30 protein-coding genes are annotated in these 24,979 nt (G+C 69.1%); 14 read left to right on the forward strand and 16 right to left on the reverse strand.

Translation table 11 applies throughout. The annotated features are described in order from the left end of the window. Positions 1–36: 36 nt before the first annotated feature. Together ACLIME_RS16430 and ACLIME_RS16435 are read left to right on the forward strand one after the other, a co-directional pair. Positions 37–522: an NUDIX domain-containing protein gene (locus tag ACLIME_RS16430; protein WP_411557589.1), complete on the forward strand. Its 486-nt coding sequence runs from the start codon at positions 37–39 to the stop codon at positions 520–522. Continuing rightward, positions 519–1,181: an HAD-IA family hydrolase gene (locus ACLIME_RS16435; protein WP_411557590.1), complete on the forward strand. Its 663-nt coding sequence runs from the start codon at positions 519–521 to the stop codon at positions 1,179–1,181. Before ACLIME_RS16430 ends, ACLIME_RS16435 begins: the two co-directional genes overlap by 4 nt. On the opposite strand, the gene ACLIME_RS16440 is transcribed toward ACLIME_RS16435, so the two are convergent. The 6 genes from ACLIME_RS16440 to ykgO all read right to left on the reverse strand — a co-directional run bounded on the left by ACLIME_RS16440 (position 1,131) and on the right by ykgO (position 6,832). Then, positions 1,131–2,804 carry a RecQ family ATP-dependent DNA helicase gene (locus tag ACLIME_RS16440; protein ID WP_411557591.1) on the reverse strand — a complete coding sequence of 558 codons (1,674 nt, stop codon included), beginning with the start codon at positions 2,802–2,804 and terminating at the stop codon, positions 1,131–1,133. The genes ACLIME_RS16435 and ACLIME_RS16440 overlap by 51 nt on opposite strands. Before the next feature lie 208 nt (positions 2,805–3,012). Further along, complete coding sequence (locus ACLIME_RS16445; protein WP_411557592.1) at positions 3,013–3,822, reverse strand: class I SAM-dependent methyltransferase; 810 nt, start codon at positions 3,820–3,822, stop codon at positions 3,013–3,015. Then, a complete protein-coding gene (locus ACLIME_RS16450) occupies positions 3,819–4,616 on the reverse strand; it encodes an ABC transporter ATP-binding protein (protein WP_411557593.1) in 798 nt (265 codons plus the stop codon). The genes ACLIME_RS16445 and ACLIME_RS16450 overlap by 4 nt, the downstream gene beginning before the upstream one ends. Continuing rightward, on the reverse strand, positions 4,613–5,617 hold the full coding sequence (locus ACLIME_RS16455) for an ABC transporter substrate-binding protein (RefSeq protein ID WP_411557594.1): 1,005 nt from the start codon (positions 5,615–5,617) through the stop codon (positions 4,613–4,615). Before ACLIME_RS16455 ends, ACLIME_RS16450 begins: the two co-directional genes overlap by 4 nt. Before the next feature lie 34 nt (positions 5,618–5,651). Then, positions 5,652–6,713: a FecCD family ABC transporter permease gene (locus ACLIME_RS16460; RefSeq protein ID WP_411557595.1), complete on the reverse strand. Its 1,062-nt coding sequence runs from the start codon at positions 6,711–6,713 to the stop codon at positions 5,652–5,654. Then, entirely contained in the window at positions 6,710–6,832 is a 123-nt protein-coding gene (gene ykgO, locus ACLIME_RS16465; protein WP_064295097.1) for a type B 50S ribosomal protein L36, read from the reverse strand. The genes ACLIME_RS16460 and ykgO overlap by 4 nt, the downstream gene beginning before the upstream one ends. A gap of 317 nt (positions 6,833–7,149) precedes the next feature. Between ykgO and ACLIME_RS16470 the strand changes: the two genes are divergently transcribed. After that, positions 7,150–7,494 carry a hypothetical protein gene (locus ACLIME_RS16470; RefSeq protein ID WP_411557596.1) on the forward strand — a complete coding sequence of 115 codons (345 nt, stop codon included), beginning with the start codon at positions 7,150–7,152 and terminating at the stop codon, positions 7,492–7,494. A gap of 19 nt (positions 7,495–7,513) precedes the next feature. Here the strand turns inward: ACLIME_RS16470 and ACLIME_RS16475 are convergent, their stop codons facing one another. Continuing rightward, entirely contained in the window at positions 7,514–8,416 is a 903-nt protein-coding gene (locus ACLIME_RS16475) for a serine hydrolase domain-containing protein (protein ID WP_411557597.1), read from the reverse strand. Positions 8,417–8,490: 74 nt separating this feature from the next. Between ACLIME_RS16475 and ACLIME_RS16480 the strand changes: the two genes are divergently transcribed. Continuing rightward, a complete protein-coding gene (locus tag ACLIME_RS16480; protein WP_159877177.1) occupies positions 8,491–8,961 on the forward strand; it encodes a hypothetical protein in 471 nt (156 codons plus the stop codon). A 30-nt stretch (positions 8,962–8,991) separates the two neighbouring features. On the opposite strand, the gene ACLIME_RS16485 is transcribed toward ACLIME_RS16480, so the two are convergent. Further along, positions 8,992–10,398, reverse strand: coding sequence for an MFS transporter (locus tag ACLIME_RS16485; protein WP_411557598.1), 1,407 nt, complete (start codon positions 10,396–10,398; stop codon positions 8,992–8,994). 60 nt (positions 10,399–10,458) lie between these two features. Here ACLIME_RS16485 and ACLIME_RS16490 point away from each other — a divergent pair, with 60 nt between their 5' ends. After that, positions 10,459–11,106 (forward strand): TetR-like C-terminal domain-containing protein, encoded by a 648-nt coding sequence (locus tag ACLIME_RS16490; protein WP_411557599.1) that lies wholly within the window; start codon positions 10,459–10,461, stop codon positions 11,104–11,106. Here the strand turns inward: ACLIME_RS16490 and ACLIME_RS16495 are convergent. After that, the gene (locus ACLIME_RS16495; RefSeq protein ID WP_411557600.1) at positions 11,065–11,637 is read right to left on the reverse strand and encodes an RBBP9/YdeN family alpha/beta hydrolase; all 573 of its coding nucleotides are present in this window, start codon (positions 11,635–11,637) and stop codon (positions 11,065–11,067) included. The genes ACLIME_RS16490 and ACLIME_RS16495 overlap by 42 nt on opposite strands. Before the next feature lie 99 nt (positions 11,638–11,736). On the opposite strand from ACLIME_RS16495, the gene ACLIME_RS16500 reads away from it, so the two are divergent. The 3 genes from ACLIME_RS16500 (at position 11,737) to ACLIME_RS16510 (ending at position 13,416) form a co-directional block, all read left to right on the forward strand. After that, entirely contained in the window at positions 11,737–12,192 is a 456-nt protein-coding gene (locus ACLIME_RS16500; protein WP_079704740.1) for an Lrp/AsnC family transcriptional regulator, read from the forward strand. A gap of 105 nt (positions 12,193–12,297) precedes the next feature. Beyond that, positions 12,298–12,804 (forward strand): GNAT family N-acetyltransferase, encoded by a 507-nt coding sequence (locus tag ACLIME_RS16505; RefSeq protein ID WP_411558802.1) that lies wholly within the window; start codon positions 12,298–12,300, stop codon positions 12,802–12,804. A gap of 75 nt (positions 12,805–12,879) precedes the next feature. Then, the gene (locus ACLIME_RS16510) at positions 12,880–13,416 is read left to right on the forward strand and encodes an MOSC domain-containing protein (protein ID WP_411557601.1); all 537 of its coding nucleotides are present in this window, start codon (positions 12,880–12,882) and stop codon (positions 13,414–13,416) included. Positions 13,417–13,461: 45 nt separating this feature from the next. On the opposite strand, the gene ACLIME_RS16515 is transcribed toward ACLIME_RS16510, so the two are convergent. Then, positions 13,462–13,881: an Lrp/AsnC family transcriptional regulator gene (locus tag ACLIME_RS16515; RefSeq protein ID WP_411557602.1), complete on the reverse strand. Its 420-nt coding sequence runs from the start codon at positions 13,879–13,881 to the stop codon at positions 13,462–13,464. Between the two features lie 70 nt (positions 13,882–13,951). Between ACLIME_RS16515 and ACLIME_RS16520 the strand changes: the two genes are divergently transcribed. Further along, entirely contained in the window at positions 13,952–14,578 is a 627-nt protein-coding gene (locus ACLIME_RS16520) for a LysE family transporter (protein ID WP_411557603.1), read from the forward strand. A 4-nt stretch (positions 14,579–14,582) separates the two neighbouring features. On the opposite strand, the gene ACLIME_RS16525 is transcribed toward ACLIME_RS16520, so the two are convergent. Then, complete coding sequence (locus ACLIME_RS16525; protein ID WP_411557604.1) at positions 14,583–15,095, reverse strand: GNAT family N-acetyltransferase; 513 nt, start codon at positions 15,093–15,095, stop codon at positions 14,583–14,585. A gap of 147 nt (positions 15,096–15,242) precedes the next feature. Between ACLIME_RS16525 and ACLIME_RS16530 the strand changes: the two genes are divergently transcribed. Continuing rightward, the gene (locus ACLIME_RS16530) at positions 15,243–16,397 is read left to right on the forward strand and encodes an epoxide hydrolase family protein (RefSeq protein WP_411557605.1); all 1,155 of its coding nucleotides are present in this window, start codon (positions 15,243–15,245) and stop codon (positions 16,395–16,397) included. Here ACLIME_RS16530 and ACLIME_RS16535 read toward each other — a convergent pair. Beyond that, on the reverse strand, positions 16,381–17,400 hold the full coding sequence (locus ACLIME_RS16535; protein WP_411557606.1) for a helix-turn-helix transcriptional regulator: 1,020 nt from the start codon (positions 17,398–17,400) through the stop codon (positions 16,381–16,383). The two genes, ACLIME_RS16530 and ACLIME_RS16535, sit on opposite strands and share 17 nt — an antisense overlap. 110 nt (positions 17,401–17,510) lie before the next feature. Further along, complete coding sequence (locus ACLIME_RS16540; protein WP_079704745.1) at positions 17,511–17,807, reverse strand: hypothetical protein; 297 nt, start codon at positions 17,805–17,807, stop codon at positions 17,511–17,513. Between the two features lie 100 nt (positions 17,808–17,907). Between ACLIME_RS16540 and ACLIME_RS16545 the strand changes: the two genes are divergently transcribed. Then, a complete protein-coding gene (locus tag ACLIME_RS16545) occupies positions 17,908–18,420 on the forward strand; it encodes a hypothetical protein (protein ID WP_411557607.1) in 513 nt (170 codons plus the stop codon). 34 nt (positions 18,421–18,454) lie between these two features. Here the strand turns inward: ACLIME_RS16545 and ACLIME_RS16550 are convergent, their stop codons facing one another. Together ACLIME_RS16550 and ACLIME_RS16555 are read right to left on the reverse strand one after the other, a co-directional pair. After that, the gene (locus ACLIME_RS16550) at positions 18,455–18,970 is read right to left on the reverse strand and encodes a MarR family winged helix-turn-helix transcriptional regulator (protein WP_411557608.1); all 516 of its coding nucleotides are present in this window, start codon (positions 18,968–18,970) and stop codon (positions 18,455–18,457) included. A gap of 66 nt (positions 18,971–19,036) precedes the next feature. After that, on the reverse strand, positions 19,037–20,272 hold the full coding sequence (locus ACLIME_RS16555; protein WP_411557609.1) for a DUF2254 domain-containing protein: 1,236 nt from the start codon (positions 20,270–20,272) through the stop codon (positions 19,037–19,039). Between the two features lie 170 nt (positions 20,273–20,442). Here ACLIME_RS16555 and ACLIME_RS16560 point away from each other — a divergent pair, with 170 nt between their 5' ends. Then, positions 20,443–21,909 (forward strand): alanine/glycine:cation symporter family protein, encoded by a 1,467-nt coding sequence (locus ACLIME_RS16560; RefSeq protein WP_411557610.1) that lies wholly within the window; start codon positions 20,443–20,445, stop codon positions 21,907–21,909. A gap of 496 nt (positions 21,910–22,405) precedes the next feature. Continuing rightward, complete coding sequence (locus ACLIME_RS16565; RefSeq protein WP_411557611.1) at positions 22,406–23,398, forward strand: NADP-dependent oxidoreductase; 993 nt, start codon at positions 22,406–22,408, stop codon at positions 23,396–23,398. A gap of 70 nt (positions 23,399–23,468) precedes the next feature. Here the strand turns inward: ACLIME_RS16565 and ACLIME_RS16570 are convergent, their stop codons facing one another. Then, positions 23,469–24,182: an SDR family oxidoreductase gene (locus tag ACLIME_RS16570; protein ID WP_411557612.1), complete on the reverse strand. Its 714-nt coding sequence runs from the start codon at positions 24,180–24,182 to the stop codon at positions 23,469–23,471. 131 nt (positions 24,183–24,313) lie between these two features. On the opposite strand from ACLIME_RS16570, the gene ACLIME_RS16575 reads away from it, so the two are divergent. Further along, a complete protein-coding gene (locus ACLIME_RS16575) occupies positions 24,314–24,916 on the forward strand; it encodes a TetR/AcrR family transcriptional regulator (RefSeq protein ID WP_411557613.1) in 603 nt (200 codons plus the stop codon). Positions 24,917–24,979 lie beyond the last annotated feature (63 nt).

Consider the following 24,979-nt stretch of genomic DNA (forward strand, 5'->3'; position numbering starts at 1 on the left):
CACGTTCCGGTCAGACCGGTTCCGTAGACTCCCCGCATGCCGATGTCCGACTACGTCGCCTCGATCCGCGCCCACATCGGGACCGGGTTCCTCATGCTCCCCGGGGTCACCGCGGTGATCAGGGACGGGGACCGGTTCCTCCTCGGTCGCCATCACCACTCCGGCCTCTGGAGTCTGATCGGCGGCGGTGTCGAGCCGGGTGAGGAGCCCGCCGACGCACTGCTCCGCGAGGTCCTCGAGGAGACCGGTGCCCGGGTCCGCATCCGCGGCATCGTCGGGGTGTACGGCGGTGAACCGATGATGGTGCGCTACCCGAACGGCGACCACGTCGGGTACGTCACCACCGCCTACGACTGCGAGCTCCTCAGTGAAGCGACCGCGGACCCCGAGGAGCTCCTCGAACTCGGCTGGTTCGCGCGTGACGAGATCTCGACGCTGCCGCGACGCGAGTGGATCGACCGGGTCATCGACGACGCCCCTGGACATGAGTCGGCGGGTAGCGAGGAACGGGTCGGGTCGTGATCAGCGTCGTTCTGTTCGACCTCGACGGCGTGATCCGACACTTCGATCCGGCACCAGTGACCGACATCGAGGTCAGGTACGGGCTGCAGCCCGGGGCGCTCGCCGGGATCGCCTTAGCGGCGACGCTCATCGACGAGGTCACCACCGGCCGGATCACGAGAGCCGAATGGGTCAGCCGGATCGGACACCTCGTCGGTGACCCGGCGGCAGCTGAGGAATGGGGTGCTCAGACGTGGTCGGTCGACGACGCGCTACTGGACCTGTCCGATGAGATCCGCGCCGCCGGGCTGAGGACGGCGGTGCTCACGAACGGCACGGACACCATCGCTGCGGAGCTGGCGACGTCCGGCATCGCCGACCACTTCGACGCGATCTTCAACTCGGCGGACATCGGCTTCGCGAAACCCGACGTCCGAGCGTTCCAGCACGTGCTCGATGCGCTGCAGGTGCGGGGCGAGGACGTGTTCTTCACCGATGACTCGGCAGCGAAGCTCGCCGGAGCAGCACGCCTGTCGATGTCCACGCACCGGTTCACGACGGTCGACGACCTTCGGGGCCGCCTGCACGCCGCGGGAGTACCGGTTCGCGGTGCGCAGGCGCCCGAGCGCTCAGGCCGAGGCGAGCTCTCGGGCGGTGAGGACGCCGGTCTCGAGCGCTGAGAGCGCCACGATCTTGTAGCCCTCCGCGTCGAAGAAGATGGTGACGCGGTCGGGCTCGACGCCCATCACGGTGCCTGGACCGAACTCCTCGTGGTGCACCGCCTGGTCGACGTGCAAGGGGGAGGCGTCGCTGGCGCTGTCCGTCCCGGCGTGCTGCTGTGCCCGCTCCTGCTCCTGATGCGCTTCGTGCCGTTCGCAGCCGTCGCAGTTCCCGCACCACTCCGGGGCCTCGACACCGAAGTACTCCAGCAGGACGCGCCGGCGGCAGTGGGAGGTCTCGGCATAGGTGCGCATCATCGCCAGCCGCGACTCCGCGATGCGTTCCCGCGACGCGAGCGTCTCGCGGACGGCGGCGACGGCTCGCTTGGGACCGACCTCCTGGACGGCCCGGACGCCGTCCACCGTGTCGACCAGCCGTGCGTCGGCGAGGTCGTTGACGAGCCTCGTGACGCTCCGTCGCGGCTGGTTGACCTTCGTCGCGAGCTCGCCGACCGACAGGCCGGGCGTCGAACGGACGGCCCGCCAGACGGCGCGCAGTGCGGATTCCGACACCGAACGCTTGGTGAAGAAGCGCCGGAGACCGAGATCCTCCGCGCGGTAGTGGAGCGCGGTGGTGGCCGGTTCGCCGTCCCGCCCCGCACGACCGACCTCCTGATAGTAGGCGTCGAGCGATTCGGAGGTCGTGGCGTGCAGGACGAAGCGGACGTCTGCGCGGTCGATCCCCATGCCGAACGCCGAGGTGGCGACGACGACGTCGAGCTCGCCGGCGCGCCAGCGGTCGTGGACGGCGCGACGCTCCTTCGACGACAGGCCCGCGTGGTACGCGGCCACCTGTCGTCCGTCGGCGGCGATCTCCTCCGCATATCGGGTCGTCTCGGCTCTCGTGGCCACGTAGACCAACCCGGGGGCGGTCCAGCTGCGGGCCTCGTCGACGACCGCGGCCCGTTTCTCCGCTTCGCTCTCGTGGCGGCGCACGAGGAGTCGGATCTCCGGTCGGTCGACGCCGTGGACCTGGACGTCCGGGTCGTGCATGCGTAACCGTTCGATGATCTCCGAGCGGACGGGCCCGGAGGCGGTGGCCGTCATGGCGAGGACGGGCGGGTCGCCGAGGTCGTGACGGACGTCGGCCAAGCGGAGGTAGTCGGGTCGGAAATCGGTCCCCCACGAGGACACGCAGTGCGCTTCGTCGACGACCATCAGGGACACGCCGGCCGCCCGGAGTCGAGCGACGGTCTCCTCGTTCGCGAGCTGCTCCGGAGCCAGCAACACGTAGACCGGGCCGCCCTGGTCGATGAGGTCCCATGCCGCGGCGACGGCGGCCGTCCCGAGCGAGGCGTTGAGCGCGACGGCCGGCGGTGCGTCCGGTGCGTCGGCGATTGAGGCGATCTGGTCGGCCTGCAGGGCGACCAGCGGTGAGATCACCAGGGTCACGCCGCCGCGCTGGGCGCCGGCGACCTGGTAGACGGCCGACTTCCCGCCGCCGGTGGCGAGGACCAGGAGCGTGTCCCGGCCGGCGACGGCCGACTGGATCGCCTCGCGCTGTCCCGGCAGGAACGTGTCCCACCCGAAGTCCTCGCGGGCGATGCGGGCGAGGGAAGCGGCGGACGAGCGAGAAGAACCCATGTCGGCGACGCTACCTCCGCGCACCGACGCGCAGTTGACTCTTGACGACCGTGCCTGGCTCTGCAACAGCGATCCGTCGAACGCTGTCGGTGGCCTCGTCTACCGTGGGGACCGGTCGACGTCGCATCCTGAGCAGACAGTCCTCGGGCCTCACCGGTGAGGCTTGAGCGAGACATCTTCGCGACGTCGGCCCACCCCGGCGTGGCGATCAGTGCGCCATGATGCCGTAGAGCACGTGGTCGTCGAGGTACTGCCAGACGGTCCCGGTCTCGCTGAACCCCGCGCTACGGAGCGTCTCGAGGTGGAAGCCGAGGGTGACCTTCGGCGGAGCCTGGTGGATCGACTCGCCCCAGACCTCGTCGCGTCGGCGGAGCGCGTCGGCGTAGCGCGGCGTGGCCGCAACCGCGTCCCACCAGTCGTCCCACGTGTCGGTGTCGCCCGAGAAGGTCTCCTGCTGCATCGCTTCGTCGTCGGCGCGGGCGATCCCGGCCAGGGTCGGTTCGTGGTGTCCGCCGTACAAGAGGTGATCGCCGTTCAGGACGATGCCGCCCGGCCGGATGAGTGCGGGCAGCGCCCGGTAGACCTCCACGAGCTCGGCGGGCTGCAACCAGTGCAGCGCGGTCGACGAGACCACGGCGTCGAATGGTCCGTCGCCGATCTGCGGATGCGTGATCCAGTCGCTCAGGGACAGGTCGACCTCGGCGATCGAGAGCCGCGGGTCAGCGGTCGCGAGGTCGGCGGCGATGGCGAGGAGCGCGGGGTCCTTATCCGCGACGACCGCCTGACCGTTCGGGACGGTCGCGAGGACGTGCTCGGCGAGGGAGCCCGTCCCGCCCGCGAGATCGAGGATGCGGGGCGCGGGCGAATCCGCGCAGATCGCCGCGACCACGCGCGCGATCGTGTCGAACCGCTCGGCTCGATGCCTGATGTAGCCGGTCTGCTGCGCATCCCAGCGCGATGCGAGGCTCCGAGCGGTCGCGAGCGTCGTCGCGTCGCCGGCTGAAGTGGATTCGGTCATGAGGACTCCTTGGTGTCGGGGTGGAGGTGTCGTTGGGGTGGCAGTGAGAATTCGAACCGCACCCGGCCGGCCGCGTCTTCGAGCCGCCGGGTGCTCACGTCGTAGACCCGGTCGATGAGGCCGGGATGCAGGACGTCGCGGGGCGGGCCTGCCCCGGCGACGCGGCCGTGGTGGAGGAGGACGAGGTGGTCGCAGACCCGTGCCGCGAGGTCGAGGTCGTGCAACACGACCACCACGGTGGGCGCGATCGTGCGCAGGAGTGCCACGACCTCCAGCCGATGTCTGAGGTCGAGGTGGTTCGTGGGTTCGTCGAGCAGGGCGTGCGGTGCGCGCTGCGCAAGCGCCCTGGCGAGTGCGACCCGCTGGAGCTCGCCGCCGGACAGGGTGGCCAGGCGGTCGAACGCGCGAGGGGTCAGCCCGACCGTGTCGATCGCACCGGCCACCTGCTCATCGTGCGCGGTGCCGCCGGCGCGCAGCACCCCTCGCTCGGCGAGACCACCCAACGACACCTCGTCGACGACGCGCAGCCCCGGGTCAGGGTCGATGCGTTGGCCGACCTCGGCGACCGTTCGGGCGATCCACCGTCGGCGCCGCGTACGGATGTCCTGACCGTCGACGGTGATGCGTCCGCTCACGACCGGGACGGCCCGCACGAGCGCGCGCAGCAGTGTCGTCTTCCCGCCGCCGTTCGGCCCGACGATGCCGGTCACGCTGCCGGTCGGCGCGGTGAAGGAGACGGCGTCGAGCAGCGTTCGGCCGCCGGAGCGGACGGTCACCGCCGCGGCTTCGATCATCCCAGGCCGTCCAGGAGTCGGGCGAGCTCGCCGGGCCCCCGGACCGAAAGCACGCTCGGCGGATCCGTGTACGGGAAGCGGAGGGCCACGACTCGGTCGTCACGGACAGCACGCAGTCCGGAGACGCCCGGCGTGTTCAGGAAGGTGTCGATCGTGCCCTGCGGGTCGCCGCTCGAGTACAGCAGCACGATCGTGCCGGGATCGCGGGAGATGATGTCCTCCACGCTGGCATCGAAGACCCGCTGATCCGAGTCCGCGTACACGTTGGTGAGACCTGCGGCCGCGAAGACCGGGGTGACCATGCTCGGGCCGCCGTATGGTGACAGCACGGCGCCGCCGGACGAGACGTAGAGTGCCGCGGCCGTCCCCGCAGCGGGAGCAGATGACTGCACCGTCGCCTTCGCCGCGGCGATGGCTTGCTCCGCTTGGTCGCCAGCTCCGAGCAGACTTCCGAGTGACCGGACCTCGTTCCAGACCCGGTCGAAGGTCGCGGTCGTGCTGAGCTCCGGGTCCGGGTTCGAGCAGTACGCGGTGGGGGAGTAGACGGGGATTCCACTCGCCGCCAGGGCGTCGCGGTCCACGGCGTTCTCAGGGGCGATGACCAGATCAGGTGACGCGCCGAGGATGCTCTCCTGGGAGACGACCGAACCACCCGTCGCATTCTGCTCGGTGGTGAGCGGCGACAGGGCGTCGAGCGCGTCGTACGTGGCGTCCGCATACAGTCCGGGTTGCGGGGTCGCGGTGATGGCGACGATCCGGTCGACGGCTCTCAGCGCCTCCAGGTTGGGGAGCTCGTCGTCGTTCACGAGCACGATGCGTCGGGCGGGTGCGTCCAACGTGATCGTCGAACCGCAGTTCTCGATGGTGACCGGGAAGCCGGCGTCGCTCGGAGCGGGCGACGTCTCGGCGGCGGTGGTGGCCGTGCAGCCGCTCAGCAGGCCGAGCGCGAGCACGGGGACGGTCGCGGCGAGGAGCGCTCGCCGGAATCGGGGTGTGGTCATCGGTGTCTTCCGTTCTGATGGATGGGTGGGGAGCTCATGCCTCAGACCGGGCGCCTTGGCCCTGCCGGAGGAGCACGAGGAGGAACGGGGCGCCGAGGATCCCGGTGATCACGCCGACCGGGATCTCCTGCGGGGCGAACGCGGTTCGGGCGATGGTGTCGGCGACGACCAGGACGATGCCGCCGAGCAGGGCGGCGACCGGGATCACCGCCCGGTGGCGTCCGCCGACGAGTCTGCGCGCGAGATGCGGGATCACGAGACCGATGAAGCCGACCCCGCCGACGGCCGCGACCGTCACGCCGACCATCGCCGAGACGCCGACCATCAGTCCGATCCGAGCTCGCTCGGGATCGATCCCGACCGATCTGGCCGAGTCGTCGCCCGATGCGAGCGCGTCGGTCCACGGTGCGAGGACGATGAGGGCGCCGAGACCGATGGTCGCCGAGACGGCTGCGGCGAGGAGAGCGACCGGCTGCACCGACGCCAGCGACCCCAGGAGCCAGAACAGCACGGAGCGCGCCGCCTCCGGTGCGTCGCTGGAGAAGACGAGGAAGCTCGTGGTGGCGTTCAGTGCGTATCCGACAGCGAGCCCGGCGAGGACCAGCCGCAGGGGCCCGCGGCGGTTCGCGACCCCGGCGAGCAGAACGACCAGCACCACCGCACCGATGGCCCCGGCCAGGGCGGCACCGGCGACCAGGAGTGCGCCGCCACCGCCGATGACGAGCACGACGAGGGCGACACCCGTCGAAGCGCCAGAGTTGAGCCCGAGCAGGTACGGGTCTGCGAGCGCATTGCGGACGAGGGCCTGCAGCATGACTCCGGCGACGGCGAGCACGGCGCCGGCGACGAGCCCCATGGCCACCCGCGGCGCTCTCGTGATCCAGACGATCTGATCGACCGAGTCCGGCCAGGGGCCGGGCGCGGCCCCGACGAGGTGCCGGGTGAGCACGCCGAGGACCGTCGCCGGGTCGATGGGGACTGGGCCGATCGCCACGGCGACCAGGATCGTCGCCACGGCGAGCAGGACCAGGCCGACGGTCATCGCCGCGTCATGCCGGCGGCCACGCCGGATGGACGCGACGACGACCTCGCTCAACCCTGACGCGCCTTGAAGCGCGGGTTGAGCTTGTTGATGACGAACACGCGACCGCGTCGACGCACCACTTGTGCGCCCGGCATCTTCTTGAGCGACTTCAACGAGTTCCGGACCTTCATGAACGCAGCCTCCGTATTGATAATGGTTATCAATACCATAGCGCGAGCAACGAACCGCTGTCACATCGGGCGGCCGCTCAGAGGTGTGCTCGCCCGGCAGTGGGCGTGGTGCGCGGAACGACGGTGCCGCGGCCACGACCGCGATCACGACGATGATCGCCGTCGACCACGGTGCTGGTCCGCATGAGGCGTGGGTGGGTGATGCGGTGGGGTTCGGATCCCGTGCACCGCGGGTGGTCCCGGCGCTGGTATCTTACGGATGGCGCCGACACCATCGGGGTATGACTCCGGATGCGGTGACGAGTGACGAGGTATCGATGCGAACGGTCGGCGTACTGGACAGTGACGACCGTGCCCGCGCGTCTGCCGTGTCGTGGCTCGACTCCCACGCGCCCGATCTGCAGGTGACCATCGCGGCGTCGTCCTGGGGCGAGATGCTCACGGACGACCGCTTCCCGCCGAGCGCGGTCGTCTTGTGCCCGCGAGCTGGGGACCGCGTCGACATCGCGTACAAGGCGCGTGTCTGCCGCATCCTCGACATCGACGTAGTCGTGCTCTCCGACGCTCCGCAGCAGGAGATCCGGTCGGGGCACCGGAGCGTCGGCGCCACATTCGTCTCGACCGTCGAAGCGGCGGCGGGAGTGCTCCGCGCAGGAAGCTGACCCGCGCCCGCAGGCGGGCTCAGTCCGCGGTGTCGGTGAGGAGCGAGGACACGGAGGCCGCGATGCGGTCGGCCCCCTCGTGGTCTTCGGCCGTGATGGTGACCACAGCGTCGCCGGCGAAGACGACGAGCTGCCCATAGGCACCGTGGAGTCGCCAGGCCGCGCCCGGACCGTCCCATCCGGCGAGCGCATAACGCTCGTACCCGGCACCGGTTCCGGACGGCACCCAGTCGGCGTGCATGGCGTCGACCCACTCCGGCGACAGGAGTTGTTCGCCTGCCCACCGGCCGTGGTCGCGGATGAGTCGTCCGATTCGCGCGAGTTCCGCGGTGCGGAGCTGCAGCCCTCCGCCGGACGCGATGAATCCGCGGGGGCACCGCTCCCAGGGCGCTTCGTGGATGCCGAGCGGTGCGAGGAGTCGCTGCTCGAGGTAGTCGCCGACGTCGCCGACCCTGGTCTCGACCGCGCGCATCGCCGTGTAGGTGCTGGCGGTCGAGTACTGGAAGACGCGACCACGGGACGGCCTGCTCAGGAACTCGAGGGTCAGGTCCGGCCAGTCGGACAGCAGGGTCGGCGACCAGGGGAGGTCGACGCCGCTCGTCATGTTCAAGAGGTGCCGGAGGGCGACGTCGGCGGTGCCCTCGCCGAAGTCGGCTTCCGGGAAGACGGCACCCAGCGTCGTGTCCATCGTGATGAGTCCGTCGTCGATGGCGAGGCCGGCGGCGAGCACACAGACGCCCTTCGCCGCGGAGTGGATGTCCTCACGGACGTCCTCGGTCCAGCGATGCTCGGCCTCGTCGTCACCGGCGAGCACGTGCAGGCCGTGCGCGCCGAAGCCCTGCTCGGCGACCTGCTGGACGATGCGGTCACGGAGGAGGGCTGCTCGGGTGGTGTCGGCTCGGATCGGGTCGGATCTGGTCACCGGTCCAGTCTGCCCGACGGGCGTCCCCGGCACCTACGCTGGAGACCTTGGTCCATTCGGGGAGGGATCGCATCATGCGTCGGACAATGCTCGGCCTCATCGGCATCGTCCTCGCCTGCGCGCTCGCAGGCTGTGGATCGTTGCAGATCAGGCCGGACTACGACACCACGAAGTCGGAGGCGCTCTCGCTCCGTGCCGAGTTCGAGGCGACGCTGCCTGCCGACAGCGCGTCGACGGGGGTCGAGGACGACGTCGACATCCAGTGCACCGGTGGCGCCGCGCAATTCAACGGGATCCTGACGGTCAGCGTCGCAGCGGACTTCGACCGTGCCGCCTGGTTGGACGATGCGGCCGCCATGTACGCCGGACGCGCGGGATGGAAGGTGGAGAAGAAGGTGGCTGCGGATGGATCGTCAGACGCCACTCGGGCCGTGGCGTTCACGTCTGACGACGGATTCTACCTGCGTCTCGGGGAGTTCGCCGATGCGCCCGAAGTGGGCCCGGTCATCGTGTTGTCCGCCTCGGGCCCCTGCAGCGTCCGCTGATCGCGTTGGAGCGCCGGTCGCACGCTGCGCTCACCGTCGCAGGCCTTCGTCCGCCTTCGCCGTGTCCAGTCGTCCGGCGAGCAGGACGCCGAGGAGTCCGAGTGCTGCGGTCAGCCCGAACACCGCAAGGAAGGCCGGGGTCGTCGCTCCGAGTCGGGCGACGACGGCACCGCCGATGCCGGCGATGGTCGCGGTGGCGAGTGTCTGCGCGAGCTGCAGACTCGCGCTGATGCTCCCCGCGGTGTCGGCCGGGGTCGCCGCCATCGTCGCCGAGGTCGCGGCGTTGAAGGCGACGCCCATGCCGATCCCGGCGATGGTCCAGCCGACGATGGCCCACCCCGGCCACACGCCAGGCAGCGCGACGGCGATGCCCATGAGTGCCTCGCCGCCGACGAGCGCGAGGATGCCGGCGCGTGTCGACCGTGCGCGTCTGCCGGGCCGCGCGGTGTCGATCCGCGCCTGCAGGAACGACCCGACGGTCCAAGCGAGCGCGCCGGCGGCGAGACCCAGGCCGGCGAGGGTGACGTCGAGTCCGTGGACACTCGTCAAGCCGAGCGGCAGGAAGGCCTCCGAACCGAAGTAGACACCGCAGAGGATGAAGCGGATGACGATCCCCACCGGGGCGCCGCGGCGGAGCCGGAGGGTGCCGGACGGCAGGATCCACCGCAGCGCCAGGACGGCGCCGACGAGCCCGCCGACGACCAGCGCCACGAGGGCGGGGAGGGCGTCCAGTTCGAGCCCCAGGAGCACAGCTCCAGTGCCGGCGGCGAGCAGGATCGAGAACCACACCGGTGCCGGGAGGCGACGCTGCGAGCCGGATGTCGAGCGCTGTTCCGGACGCGACAGCCGTCGGGCGCCGGGGAGCACGAGCGGGAGGAGGACGAGCGTGAGCGGTGCGATCGACCAGAAGACGACGCGCCAGTCGAGCAGCGAGGTCAGCGCTCCGGCGAACACCGGTCCGATGAGCGACGGGATCGTCCAGGCCGAGGAGAGGAACGCGAACATCACGGCCTGCAACCGTGCCGGGTAGGCGATGCCGACGAGACTGTAGGCGTAGGCCATGATGGCGCCGATGCCCAGTCCCTGGAGGGCGCGGGCCGCGATGAAGACGCCCCACCCCGGGGCGAGTCCCGCGAGCAGGCAGCCGAGCGCGAAGACGATGGTGCCGACGAGGACGGTTCGGGCCGGCCCTCGTCGGTCGATGTCGGTGCCCGCGACGACGGTGCCGACGATGTTGGCCAGCATGAGCGCCGAGAGCCCCCAGCCGTAGCCGCCCAGGCCGCCGAGCTCCTCGGCGACCGCCGGGAGGATCGTCGCGACGCCGAGCGATTCGAACGCCACCGCACCGACGCTCGCGAGGATGCCGATCGTGAAGCCTCTGAACCGTGGTGAGAAGACCCCTCCGGTGTCGTCGTCGGTCATCGTGTCATCGGTCATCGCCACTCCTCCGGTTTCATTCCACTACGGAACGTAATGAATCTAGAGTACGATCGTGGAATGAAGCAAACGGAGCGCGGGGATGCGTCCGCGTCGAGCCCGCCACCACCGGGTCGCCCGCGCGACACGACGATCGACGCGAGAGCGACCGCCGCGGTCGTGGAGATGCTCGCCACCGTGCCCTACAGCGCCCTGACGCTGGAGGGGGTCGCGGCGGCTGCCGGCACGAGCAAACCGGCGTTGCGGCGCCGCTGGGGCAGTCTGCCCGGGGTCGTCGTGCACACGCTCATCTCCGTGCTCGGCACGACGCCGACGCCCGACACCGGGTGCGTCCACTGCGACCTGATCACCGGCATCTCCACCCTGGCGGACGCCTTCCAGGGCTCCCCGATCACCCGGGCGCTTCCGGGGCTCGTGTCCGACCTCGAGGCGGATCCGGCGTTGCGCGAGGTCTTCCGCCGCGACTACTTCGAGGCTCGCCGGGCGACCTCGCGAGCGGTGCTCGAGCACGCGGTCGAGCGTGGCGACATTCAGGGCGGCCTCGACATGGAACTCACACTCGACCTCCTGGCGGCCCCCCTCTACTACCGTGCCTTCTTCGGGCACCAGCCGATCGACGACGGCCTGGCAGAACGGACCGTGCTGAGTGTCCTGAACGGCGTCGCGTCAGTCGACTGGCAGCGCCACCACCGAGCGCGGCCCGCCTGAGATCCTCCCGACCCCCGCGCTGAACGCGGTCAGCAGTCGCCGGCCCTCCGGCCAAGCACCGAGTCCACTGGCGGAGTTCACGTGGCCCTGCCGCCCGATGCCGATCCGAGGTACGCCCCACATGGTGGCGAACTCGGCCGCGCGCGCCTCCGAACAGTACGGGTCGTCCTCGCTGGTCACGAGGAGTGCGGGGACGGGCGGCCGGACATCGATATCCACGGCGAACGCTGCGGCGACCGTCGGGAACCGAGGACCGTCTGGGTCGGGTGCAGCGACGAGGAACAGCCCGGCGACTCGTGCAGGGTTCGCCGCCGCCCAGCGGACGGCCAGCAGACACGAGAGGCTGTGGGCCACCAGGATCGCCGGTTCGTCCGCCACCGCCCGGTCGAGCGCAGCGGACCAGTCGTCGAGATCCGGCTCGTCCCAGGAAGCCGGTGCGAACCGTCGGATCGCAGGCGTCGCGCGCTCCCAGTGGGACTGCCAGTGGGCGTCGTCGGATCCGCCGATCCCGGGCATGGTGATGATCGACATGGGGTTCCTTCGTCGTGGTCGGGCGATCTGCTCTCAGCGTGCCAGTCGAGCCCTCGGTGTCAGCAGCTGGAGCGTCATCATCCGTTGTTTACTAAGCAGATGACGGACGATGCTTCGCTTTCCTTCGATCGAACGGATCAGACGATCCTCGACGTGCTCCAGGTCGACGGGCGAACCACGATGACCGACCTCGCCCGGCTCGTGCACCTGTCCCAGCCGGCGGTGTCGGCGAGGGTCCGCAAGCTCGAGCTCGCCGGGTACATCACCGGCTACGGGGCGCGGGTCTCGCCGCGGAAGCTCGGGCTCACGACGCACGCCGTCGTCCGACTGCGGACGACCCACGCGCAGATCCAGGCGTCACTGACCCAGTTCGACGAGCTGCCGGAGATCCACCGGATCTACCGAGTGACCGGCGAGGACTGTTTCGTCCTCGACGTGCACGCCCCCTCGCCGGAACGCCTCGAGCAGATCATCGACGCCATCGGCCGGTTCGGTCCCGTCAGCACGGCCCTGGTGCTGCGCGAGTACCCGGCGCATCCCATCGCCAGCCGCTGAGTCTCGCTCAGCGATACGCACGTCGCATCGGGGTGGTCGAGTGCGCCCGGCGGCGACTACCGTTGACGGGTGTTCACCGTGATCAACCTCGCCGACGGCATCGACATGCGGCTCTTGGAGCTCGGCGATGCGAAGGAGCTCGCTGCGGCGTACTCGCGGAACCGCGACCATCTGGCTCCGTGGGAACCGGCTCGATCCGACGAGTTCTTCACCGAGGCCGCGCAATCGGCTGACCTCGCCAGCAAGCTCGCGTCGAGTGCCGCCGGCAGCGGATACTCCCTCGGTTTGTTCGACGGCTCGACCATCGTCGGCAGGTTCAATCTGTCGGGGATCGTCCGTGGCCCGTTCCAGAACGCCGGGTTGGGCTACTGGGTGGACGCGCAGTATGCAGGCAAGGGCCTCGCGACGGCCGCCGTGCAGGCGATCGTCCGGGTGGCGCGCGACGATCTCGGCCTGCATCGCGTCGAGGCGAGCACCCTGCTGCACAACCATGGTTCGCAACGGGTGCTCCGCAAAGCCGGGTTCGAGCACATCGGCATGGCGCCGTCGTACCTGCGGATCGCCGGGACCTGGCAGGACCACAACCTCTACCAGGTGATCCTGCACCGCTGAGTGTGCCAGCTCGCGCGCCGGGACATGAGTATCGGGGACTTCCGTCGGTCCTGTTCCCCCGTGCACACTGGGGTGATGACAAACGCCCGTGTCGTCTCGGTCAGCAGCGACGATGAGCACCGTTTCTCCAAGCCGCGACGGGACGCGATCACGCTCGTCGCCGGGCTGGGCGTCGAAGGGGACGCGCATTTCGGTGCGACGGTGCAGCATCGGTCCCGGGTGAGACGAGACCCATCGCAGCCCAACCTCCGGCAGGTCCACCTCATCCACCAGGAGCTGTTCGCGGAGGTGGACGCCGACCTCACCCCGGGTGAGCTGGGCGAGAACATCACCACCGAGGGGCTGGACCTCCTCGACCTCCCCGAGGGAGCCGTGCTCCGGCTCGGGACGGACGCTGTCGTCGAGGTGACGGGGCTGCGGAACCCGTGTGTCCAGATCGACCGCCACGAACCAGGCCTGCTCAAGCAGGTCGTCGGTACGGACGCCGATGGCCGCACCGTCCGCAAGGCGGGAGTCATGGGCGTCGTACTCGCCGGCGGCGTCGTGCAGCCCGGTGACCCGATCACCGTGGAACTGCCGGACGGAGCCCGCGAACCGCTCGCGCCGGTCTAGAGACAGGCCGCGGTCGCGCGATGCGACCGCGCGCGTGGTTCCCGCCTACCGGAGCGCCAGCCGCGTCTGCGTATGGGTCGCGCCTCCATCGTTCTTCATGCTGCGGAGAAGGCGGTCGAGGGCAGCGGTGCCCGCGACGCGGATGTGGACGAGGTAGTCGTAGGCGCCGGTGACGTGCACCGCGTCTCTGATCTCGGGGATCCGACGGGTCCACTCCAGGAACTCCTCCGACTTGCGCGCGGGGTCGAGTCGGACGTCGATGAACGCCTCCAGGCCGTCCTCGGCGACCGGGGCATCGGAGCCGAGGATCGCGCGGTACCCGGTGATGACGCCGCTGTGCTCCAGACGACGCACACGGGCCGCCGTCGCATTCGTGCTCAACCCGATCTGACGGCCGAGCTCACTGAACGATGTCCTCGCGTTCAGCTGCAGCACGCCGATGATTGCACTGTCGAGATCGTCCATGCGACACAGTATGCCGTCTCACTGCCAGAACACACTGTGGTGACCGGTGCGCTGCACCAGAGTCATGGGCATGGATGTCCCCCTCGCCCTCCTCGCCGGGACCGTCGCCGGCCTCGCTCTGGCCGCGCCGCTCGGGGCGATCGGGATCCTGCTCCTCCATGAGGGCATCACCCGCGGGCTGCGCAGTGGACTGCCTGCCGCCGCCGCCGTGGCGACGGTGGACGTGTCGTACTGCGCGGCCGCCGTCGCTGCCGGTGCGCTCGCCGGACCCATCGTGAGCGGCTGGTCTCCCTGGCCGCAGCTCCTCGGTGGTGTCGCCGTCATCGCGCTCGGAGCGCTCGGTCTCATGCAGGGCCTCCGTGCGAAGCCGTCAGCCGGGGAACGGCCCGCTGAGCGCTCGGGCTCCGCACATCAGCGCTACCTGCTCTTCCTCGGTCTGACGGCCATCAACCCGGCCACCCTCGTGTACTTCGCGGCGATCCTGACCGGGCTGGCCGAGTTCACGGAATCAGGGTCGACGGCGGTCGCCTTCATCGTGGGTGTCGGGCTCGCATCCTTCGGCTGGCAGGCGCTGCTGGTCGCGCTCGGAGCCGGACTCCGGCGGAGGACGGGCGCGTCCTTTCGGAGGTGGACGGCCATCGTCGGCAACGGCTTGATCGTCGCATTCGGGGTCGTCCTCATCGTCCAGGCGCTATGACCGTTCAGGTCTGCGAGGAAATCGGCGATTCCCAACGGACCTCGCCGTCCTCGATGCTCGATGTCGGACGGAGGTCTTGGCGGTGTGCCACACGCTGAGACGCAGCGTGCTCCGGATGGATGTGCGCGGCGAGCCGGGTGACCCCTTGCGCGTGCAGCCAACCGATCACGGCGGCCGTCGCTTCGGAGGCGAAGCCTTTGCGTTGGTGGGCTGGATCGACGACCCACGCGATCTCGGCCAGCGTGTCCTGGGCCTGGGACGTCACGGTGGCCTGGACGAACCCGACGAGCGCGCCGGTGTCGTGCCGCCGCGCGATCCAGTTGAACCAGGCTTGCGAGCCGTCGGCCGGCCCGCGGATCTGGGCGGCATATCGAGTGGAGAGTGCGTCGAGCGTCGGCGGCTCTCCGCCGGTGAACGTGTACAGGGAGGGGTCGGAGAGGACGTCGACCATCGGCCGGGCATGGTCGAGCGACAACGGCTCCAGCGCGAGGCGCTCGGACACCAGCGGTTCGATCACAGGCCATGGCATGAATCGAGCGTCGCACCCATCGCTGTCTGTCGCTCCGCGCATCTCAGCGGAGGACAGGTCGTGTCCTCGTTCGTTCCTATCGTCGCTGCTGTGACGTGGCTCGCTCGAGCCCGCACACGATGGAGGGAACCTGTGATGCACGCCGATATTCAGCCGTTTCGAATCGACATCCCCGCGAGTGCGGTGGACGAGCTCAGCCGCCGGCTCAGAGAGACACGTTTCCCGCCGGCCCTGCCGCGCGACGATTGGGCGACGGGAGTCCCGGTCGGCTACCTCCGCAGACTGCTCGCGTACTGGGCTGAGACCTTCGACTGGATGGCGCAGCAGGCGGCGTTGAACGAGTTCCCGCAGTTCACGACGGTGATCGATGGGCAGACCATCCACTTCCTCCACATCCGGTCGATGGTCGACGGGGCATTGCCGCTGGTGCTCACGCACGGCTGGCCGGGCTCGTTCGTCGAGTTCCTGGACCTCGTCGGCCCGCTCACCGACCCGGAAGCGCACGGACGGGACGCGGCGGACGCCTTCGATGTGGTCATCCCCTCCCTGCCTGGATTCGGATTCTCGAGCCCGGTCGCCGAGGGTGGTTGGGATGCGGCCCGTATCGGACGGACGTGGGCGACGCTCATGGAACGGCTCGGCTACGAGCGGTACGGCGTGCAGGGCGGGGACATCGGGGCTGCCGTGTCGCCCGAGGTCGCGAGAGCGGCACCGACGCGCGTTGTCGGTGTGCACGTCAACGGATCGATGGGTATGCCGCTGGGCGCTCCGAGCGAGGCGGACCTCGCCGCCTTCACCCCGTTGGAGCTCGACCGTCTCGCCCGGGTCCAGGCCTTCATGCAGGACGAGTTCGGCTACATCGCGATCCAGTCCACCCGACCCCAGACGATCGCGGCCGGGCTCGTCGACTCCCCGGCCGGCCAGCTGGCATGGATCATCGACAAGTTCCAGGCGTGGACGATGCCGCACGAGGCGCTCCCGGAGACGATCATCGACCTCGATCGCATCCTCACCAACGTGTCGCTCTACTGGTTCACCGGGACGGCCGGCACCGCCGCGTACGTCGGGTACGCGCAGCATTCGGCGTGGGGAGCGGTCAGCGAACCGTCCGGCGTTCCGACGGGCGCCATCATGTTCGCGCACGACGTCGGGATCCGCCGCTACGCCGAGCGCGAGAACACCATCACGCGGTGGACCGAAGTCACCGACCGCGGTGGCCACTTCGCCGCCCTCGAAGAGCCGGCGCTCCTCATGGACGATCTGTCCGAGTTCTTCAGGCCGCTCCGGTAGCACTGGGCGGGTCGGCCTGCTGGTTCGGCCCGCCCGAGCCGGGCCGGCTGGCTCGGTGCGCTTGATCGGCCACCCGGCCGAACGCATTGCGCAGCTCGTCGGGTTCGACGACTTCGACGTCGGCCTGCATCAGCAGGAGCCATCTGGCGATCGCGTCGTAGCTGTCTGCTCCCGCGCGCACCACCGTGACCTCGGGAGACTCGGCTTCGACGGATCCCCAGGCCGGAGCGACCCACCGCCGCACCGCTTCGCTCGGGGCGTGCACGCGGACGGTGGCGCTGACCTGTTGCCATCCGAGCTGGAGCCGTCGCGTGACCCAGCCCTCGAGGTCCGCATCGGGGAGGACGCGTGTCCTGGCCGGCAGCTCGGAGACCACGAGGTCGGAGATCCGGTCGACGCGGAACGTGCGCCAGTCTTCGGCGTCGATGTCGAAGGCCATGACGTACCAGCGCCGCACGGTGTTGACCAGGGCGTGCGGCTCGACCCGGCGCGGTCTCGAGTCGCCGTCTCGCCCGGTGTACTGGAACTCCACTCGGCGTCGAAGCAGACACGACCTCGCCAACTCGCCGAGGAGACCGATGTCGACCGCCGGGTGCTCGATCGGATCCAGACCGTCCACCGGGGCATCGACGGTGACCTCCGCCACCGCGTCGAGCACCCGGCGCGCCCGGGGCGGCAGGGAGGCCGCGACCTTCTCGAGCGCGCTGGTGGCGAGGGTCTGGTCGGCGTCCTCCTTCCACCGCCGAAGGGCCAACGCGCACGCGAGTGCCTCCTCGGTCGACAGGAAGATCGGTGGGAGTACCGCCCCAGCCTCGATCGAGTACCCGCCGTCGACACCTAGCCGAGTGTCGATCGGGTAGCCGAGATCGCGGAGCCGGGCCACGTCTCGACGCACGGTCCTGGTCGTCACCCCGAGGTCGCGCGCGAGGCGCTCGCTGGCCACGAAGCCGTTGCGCTGGAGCATCCCCAGCAGCTCGAACGTTCGCGACGTCGTATCCCACATGGACCCATCATCCTGCGGAGGGAGGACACACGCTGTCCGCTGGTGAACCTGTGGGCGTCCAGCTTCCGCTCGCGCCCGCTCGACAGTGGATGGCGTCTCCGGCTGCGGGTCTACAACAGCGCGGGCCGCTCCTGGTCGCGAACCTCGAACCGCACGCTGCCACCGTCGATCAGGGCGTCGAGTTCCTTCTTCTCCATGCGAGGGCAGGCGACAGGGTCGAGGAAGACCCTGGCGCCGCGGTCTTCGACGACCTCGTCGCCGATCTCGGGCTCGGTGGCGAGATCGACCGCGAAGTGCGACGCACGCTCCGCTTCGGATCGGATGCGAAGACCGCCGGTGCGTGGGTCGTCGGTTCGGGTTGCGAGCGTCCGGATGACCGTGACGGCGTTCTGGGTCAACGTGAGCATGGTGTTCCTTCCGGTGATGAGTCTGCTTTCCCTTTCAGCTTGAGGTGATGTGTGCATGAGTGCAACAGTTGCCGTGTACCGATACTGAATGGAGATGTCCGTGGACGACCTGAATCTGCTGGAGGCCGCCCAGCGACCGCTCCAGAACGAGCTACTCCAGACCGCTCGACGATTGCTCGACGCTCGGACGTCCGATGATGATCGTGCGGCCGCGATCAGTCACCTTCGCGACGAGTCCGAGGACGCCTGGGAGCGATGCAACGCGTTCTTGCTGGCGTACGCGGTCAGTCGATGCTGCGAGCCTGCCGAAGCCGTCGATGACCGGGCCGTCCGATCTGGCCTGCATGACCGGTTCGCAGACGAGTTCATCGATGCGGTCGCCTCGGGACTGCCGGCGCTCGCCCTCGAGTGCTGGACCCATCCGCCGATGCTGATACCGCCGTTGCCGCCGATGGCGAAGCAGACCGCGATGCTCGTGGCGGTGCTGGATGAGGCGATTCGGCGCCAGGTCGGCCAGGCGGGTCCGCAGCCCCTCGTCGATGCGTTCCCTGACGGGGTCTGGATCGAACTCTCCGCCGATCCCGCGCACGTCGGCGCCAACACGGAGCCGTAGCGGGCAGGAAGCGCCCTCGCGGCATCCCGATCGGTCAGAGGCCGAGGTCGAGCAGTTCCGTCGCGGCAGGTTCGCCGGCGGCGAGCGAGAAACGGTTGAGTGCGTCCACGAGGGCGTGCTGGTCGGACACCGGCATCCGCTCGAGGATCCGTGCGATCTCCTGTCGTCGGCGTTCCGTCACCTCCGACACGATCGCCGCCCCGGAGTCCGTGATCTCCACGAGGACCTCCCGCCGGCTGTCGGAGCTCGGGACGCGACGAACCCAGTCCTTCGAGGTCATCCGGTCGATCACCCGCGAGAAGGTGGAGCGATTCATGTGCAGTTGTGCGGCGAGCCGCCCGATGCGCAGTCGTTCCTGCGTCGAGAGGATCACGAGCACGCGGAACTGCGGCAGGCTGATGTCCTGCAGGACCCCGGTCAGGGAGCGGGCCACCACGCCGAGGAGCGCCCGCGAGGCGACGAGTGTCGCTTCCACCGCGGCCGTGTCCTCGACCTCTGCCACCTGACCGACCTCCACCCGCGTCCGATACGCGACGTCCTCGTTCGTCATCGTACAAGTGCCCACGCCCGGCGGGCGCGGCGACTTCGCCCGACGACGGGGTGTGTGCGTGCGTGCTCAGGACTGCAGTCGGCGGTGCAGTGCGTCGAGCACTGCGACATCGGCGTCGTCCAACTTGGTCGACGAGCGCTGCAGGGCGAGTGTCGCGGCGGCACGGAACGTGTCCGCTTGGTCGGGTGCGGTGGCCGCCAGCGCTGCGAAGCACTTCTGCAGTCGCATCTGGACTTCGAGGATGCCGGCGCCATCGCGCGAGAGCGGACGGAACGCATCCATCACGAGGTCCTCGAGGGTGACGCTGCGGACCCAGACCAGCGGGTAGTCGACGTCGACGTCGCGCGTCGTGGTGAGGGTCGCCGTGAAGACCCGTTGCAGGGCTCCGATGATCTCGATCGCCGTGCCCGGGTCGTTCGTCGCCGGCGAGAGGGCCCGGCTGCCGATCTCGGCCAAGGCGATCACGCCGAGACGCGGGTCCTGCTCGTAGGTGCGATGGGCCGCGATCCGGAAGGCCCGCCGGATCGACGCCTGCAGCTTCGTCTCCGTCTCGCCCTCGACGATCGCGAGCGGTGTCGTCGCGTCGGCGACCCGGCCTGCCGTCGCGACCACCTGGATGGAGACGTCGGCGTCCGCCGCGGCTTGGTCCAGCATCGGCAGGTCCACGAAGACGACGTACCCGGGCTTGTCGGCGAACACGGGTGTTCCCTGGCGGTCCGGTCCACCGAGAGGGTTCGCGCCAAGTGACGGCGACTCCGCATAGGCGCTGAGCGACGTCGTGGCAGCGGACTCGACGCGGTCGATGATGTCGGACATGCGGCCGAAGGTGGAGAGATGGGCGATCCAGCGCAGGAGTGTCACGACGATGATCGTGATCATCACCAGTGTTCCGAAGAACAGGATCGTACGTCCCTGGTCGCCGTAGTAGCCCGTCGACAACGCGATGATGCCGACGAGGGAGAAGGTGAAGCCGCCGACGAACGTCGACAGCGCGTTCTGCGAGGTGGTGTCCTCGACCATGAGCTGCGTCGCTCGCGGCGTCGCGATCGTGGTCGCCGACGAGTAGACGGTCACCATCGCGGTGATCGAGAACGTCGTGACCGCGAGCATCGAGCTCGCGATGATCTGCAGGATCGATCCGACGGAGTCCTGACCGAGGTCGATCACCAGCCGGAACGGGAGGAGGCCCCCGATGAAGCCGGCCGCGAGAGCGAAGGCGACGGCCATCAAGGTGAACACGGCGGCCCTGGCCCACACCTTCTTACCGAGCAGGAAGAGGAACCTCGAGAGACCTGTCTTCATGATGTCCTTGCGGTCGACGGCGGAACACCATCCTGCCGGACGATGCAGTCGCACCGTCACCGTCACCGCCGCACGTCGCGGAGCGCAGCGTCAACCGGGCCCACGCAGCGAGTGGGTCGGGTGACGGACGGATCGTGCGCGCCAGGCGTCGCCTGCGCCATACTCTCGGGATGGACATCCTGAACGAAGTGATCCTGGCCGGTGGCGATCTGTTGTGGACCTGGGCGGTGCTGCCCGTCCTCGGGCTCCTCGGTCTGTACTTCACCGTTCGCTCGGGCGTCGTGCAGTTCCGGCTCATCCCCGAGATGTTCCGCACCCTCACGAACAAGACGCCGCTCGGTGACGACGGCAAACCGCAGTCGGTCTCGGCCTTCCAAGCGTTCACGATCTCGGCCGCGTCGCGGGTCGGCGTCGGCAACATCGCGGGTGTCGGGACGGCGATCGCGATCGGCGGCCCCGGAGCGGTGTTCTGGATGTGGACGATGGCGTTCATCGGAGGCGCGTCGAGCTTCGTCGAGTCCACCCTCGGCCAGCTGTTCAAGGTGCGGGACAAGGACGGCTTCCGCGGCGGTCCTGCGTACTACATGCAGCACGGCCTGAAGGCGCGTTGGATGGGGATCATCTTCGCCGTCATCCTCATCGTCTGCTTCCCCTTCGCGTTCAGCTCGCTGCAGGCCAACACGATCAGCGCGACCGTGTCGTCGAGCTTCGGCGGCGAGATCGGCTGGATCCCCTGGGTGATCGGGATCCTGCTCGCTGCCCTCACCGCGCTCGTGGTGTTCGGTGGAATCCGCCGCATCGCGAGCGTGACCCAGGCGGTGGTGCCCGCCATGGCACTCGGCTACCTGCTGCTCGGCCTCGTCATCGTCGGGATGAACATCGATCAGTTGCCGGTCGTGTTCGCGTCCATCTACACGCAGGCGTTCGGGTTCAACGAAGTGGTCGGCGCAGCGCTGGGCACCATCATCATGACGGGCGTGAAGCGGGGCATGTTCTCGAACGAGGCCGGCCTCGGTTCAGCGCCCAACGCCGGTGCGAGCGCGGCCGTGACGCACCCGGTGAAGCAGGGCCTCGTCCAGACCCTCGGCGTCTACTTCGACACCTTCCTCGTATGTTCGATCACGGCGTTCATCATCCTCGTGTCCTCACCGGACCTCGCCGGGGCGACCCGCGGCATCGGACTCACCCAGAACGCCATCGTCGGCAACCTCGGCGAGTGGTCGAACGTCCTGCTGAGCATCATCATCTTCCTTTTGGCGTTCAGCTCCATCCTCGGGAACTACTACTACGGCGAGTCGAACATCGAATTCATCTCGTCGAGCCGTCGTGTGCTCACCGGGTACCGGGTGCTCGTCGTCGCCGTGATCTTCCTCGGTTCGATCGCTTCGGCCGACGTCATCTGGAACACCGCCGACGGCATCATGGGACTCATGGCCCTGGTGAACCTCATCGCGATCGGGTTGCTGTCGGGCATCGTGTTCAAGCTGTTGAAGGACTACTCCGCGCAGCGGCGTGCCGGCCTCGACCCGGTCTTCACCCGTGACCGGTTGCCCGAAGTCAGCGGGATCGAATGCTGGCAGGACGCGCTCAGCGTGACCGGCCCCCTTCCCGTGCAGGAGGGCCGCACCGTTCGCTGACGCGGACATCCCGGTCACCCACGCCATCGCGGACGGTACGCGGCACGTGGTGATCGTCGAAGTCCCGCCGGGAGCGCGGCGTCACGGTGCCGAGCGGTGCTCCGAACCGGCGGGCTTCCTGCGGGAATTCGTCGCTGTGCAGACGGGCGCGGTCGAGGTCGTGGTGCCGGCGGATGCCGGTGAGCATGCCGACGACCACCGGTTGGCCGGGAAGTTCCAGACGATGCTGACCAGGATGACCGCGGAGGCGCAGATCCTCTTCGGGGTCGCGAGTCGCCCAGGCCCGTTTCGGCGCGCCGAGGGTTCGTCGACCGGGCCGGCGTCGCGGAACGTGCCGCGCCCGTCGAACTCGGTGATGCCGTGCTCCTTCATCAGGAAGTGGGCGAGGTCGGGCGCCGGGATGTCTGCGAGCGCGCCTTGACAAAATAACTGAGTGGACTCATGATTGAGTTTACTCGGGCTAAGCCGGGAAAACGACCCGGAAGGAGCCCCACCCATGAGAGCGTTCACCATCTCGAGCTACGCGTCCCCACTGCACGAGACCGAGGTGCCCGAGCCCGTCGTCGGTGCCGGCGACGTCCTCGTGCAGGTACGGGCCGCCGGCCTCAATCAACTCGACGAGAAGATCCGTCTCGGCGAGTTCAAGCAGATCCTGCCGTACCAGTTGCCGATCATCCTCGGCCATGACGTCGCCGGCACCGTCATCCGCGTCGGTGCGCAGGTCCGCGGCTTCAAGCCCGGCGACCAGGTCTACGCGCGTCCTCGTGATCACCGGATCGGCGCCTTCGCCGAGCGCATCGCTCTCGCAGGGGCCGATGTCGCGCTCAAGCCGGCGTCGATCAGCATGGTGGAGGCAGGATCACTGCCGCTCGTCGCACTGACCGCCTGGCAGGCCCTCGTCGAGTTCGGTGACGTGCAGCCTGGTCAGCGGGTCCTCATCCACGCCGGTGCGGGCGGAGTCGGGTCGATCGCGATCCAGCTCGCCAAGCATCTCGGTGCTGAGGTCGCGACGACGACCAGCGCCGCCAACGCCGACTTCGTTCGCGAACTCGGCGCGGACACCGTCATCGACTACCGCACCGAGGATTTCGAAGCGCTGCTCCAGGGGTATGACTTCGTCCTCGACAGCCTCGGCGGCGAGAACCTCGAGAAGTCGCTCCGCATCCTCAAGCGCGGCGGAACGGCCGTCGGCATCGCCGGACCGCCCACCCCGGACTTCGCCCGCTCCGCCGGCCTCAACGCGGTGCTCCGGCTCGCGATCTCAGCACTCAGCGGCAAGGTCCGCAGGCAGGCCAAGCGGCTCGGCGTGAGCTACCGGTTCCTCCTCATGCGGGCGAGTGGTGACCAGCTGCGCGAGATCACCGCCCTCATCGACAGCGGGGCGATCCGTCCCGTCGTCGGACGGGTGTTCCCCTTCGACGACACGGTGGAGGCCCTCGGCTCACTCACTGGCGGCGGCATCCGCGGCAAAGCCGTCATCGTGGCGTAGCCCGCGGACGAGAGCGCGCAAAACGCTCCCATACGCCGTGTTCGGGAGCGTTTCGAGCGCTTTCGGAGCGTCAGCTACGCACTGCGGCGAGCTGCGGGTAGACCGCCTCGAGCGGGGCGCTGAGCCCGGCTTTGAGCTGCACCGAGGTGTCGTCAGCGAGGACTTCGTACTCGCCGGCCTCCGTCGCGTCGAGTACCTTCGTCACCAGGACAGCGGGGTCGAGCTTCGGGTCGGTCGCACCGGCGGCCATCGCCGTGTCCACGTAGCCGACATGCACGCCGACGACGTGCACGCCCGCCGGGGCGAGCTCGAGGCGCAGCGAGTTGGTCGCCGACCAGAGCGCGGCCTTCGTGGCGCTGTAGATGCCCGCGACGGCGTACCAGCTGAGGGCGGAGTGGATGTCGATGATCGCGGATCCGGTGTTGGCGGCGAGGATCGGTGCGAACGCGCGAGCGAGGAAGAGCGGGCCGAGGAAGTTGGTCTCCACGTTGGTGCGGATCTCCTCGTCGGTGTGCGACAGGATGCCGGGCGTCGACGCGTTCGTGCCGGCGTTGTTGATGAGGATCGTGACGTCGGGGGCTGCGGCGACGACGGCGGCGATCGAAGCGGGGTCGGTGACGTCGAGCGCGAGTGGGATGACACGCTCGTCGTCCCAGGTGCGCGGGTTCCGCGCAGTGGCGTAGACCTTGCTGGCGCCGCGGTCGAGGGCGTCGCGGACGAAGTTGGTCCCGATGCCGCCGTTCGCGCCGGTGACGAGGACGACTGCTCCGTTGAGTGAGGGCATGTGGCTGACCGTTCTGTTCGAGTGAGTGGTTCCGAAGTGGTCGTGGAACAATGAGCGACATCCAGCGATGCCGCGATCCAGTGACTATGCTCACAACTGAGCGCAATCATCTTCTATTCCCGAGGGACACCATGACCGTCGATTCCAGACCGCTCGGTCGTCGCGAGCGCAACAAGCTCGACAAACTCGAACGCATCACTGCCGCTGCCGGCGAGCTGTTCGCCGAGCACGGGGTCGACGACGTGACGACGCAGCAGATCGCCGACCGGGCCGACATCGGTACGGGCACGCTCTTCCTCTACGCGAAGACGAAGGGTGAGCTCCTGCTGCTCGTGCAGAACTCCACCTATGCGGATGCACTCGTCCGCGGGGTGGCCGACGCCGAAGCCGCAGCCGACCCGCTCGATGCGGTCATGGCGATCATCCGTCCGGTCGTGGAATGCAATCGGAAGCAGGTCGACAACGGCCGCACCTACCTCCGGGAGATCGTCTTCGGCGATCCTGAGGAGCCGTATCACCGCGCCGCGCTCGCCCTCACCATGCAGACCGAGGAGGCGATCGCCGCGGTGTTGCGACGAGACGACCTGATGACCGCCGAGCGCGCCGCGACGACGGCGCACATCGTGTCCGCGATCATGTTCGTCAGCATGGCGGCGACGATCAACGCCGGGAACACCATCGACGAGATCGTCGCCGAGATCGAAGCACAGGTGCGGGCGATCCTGCCGAGCTGACGATCGACCGTCACGCAGCTCGGTGTCCGGTCCCCCTGACGTGAACAACGGGTGAATCCGCCC

The sequence above is a fragment of the Plantibacter sp. MPB07 genome, from assembly GCF_046619465.1.
Classification (GTDB): Bacteria; Actinomycetota; Actinomycetes; order Actinomycetales; family Microbacteriaceae; genus Plantibacter; species Plantibacter auratus.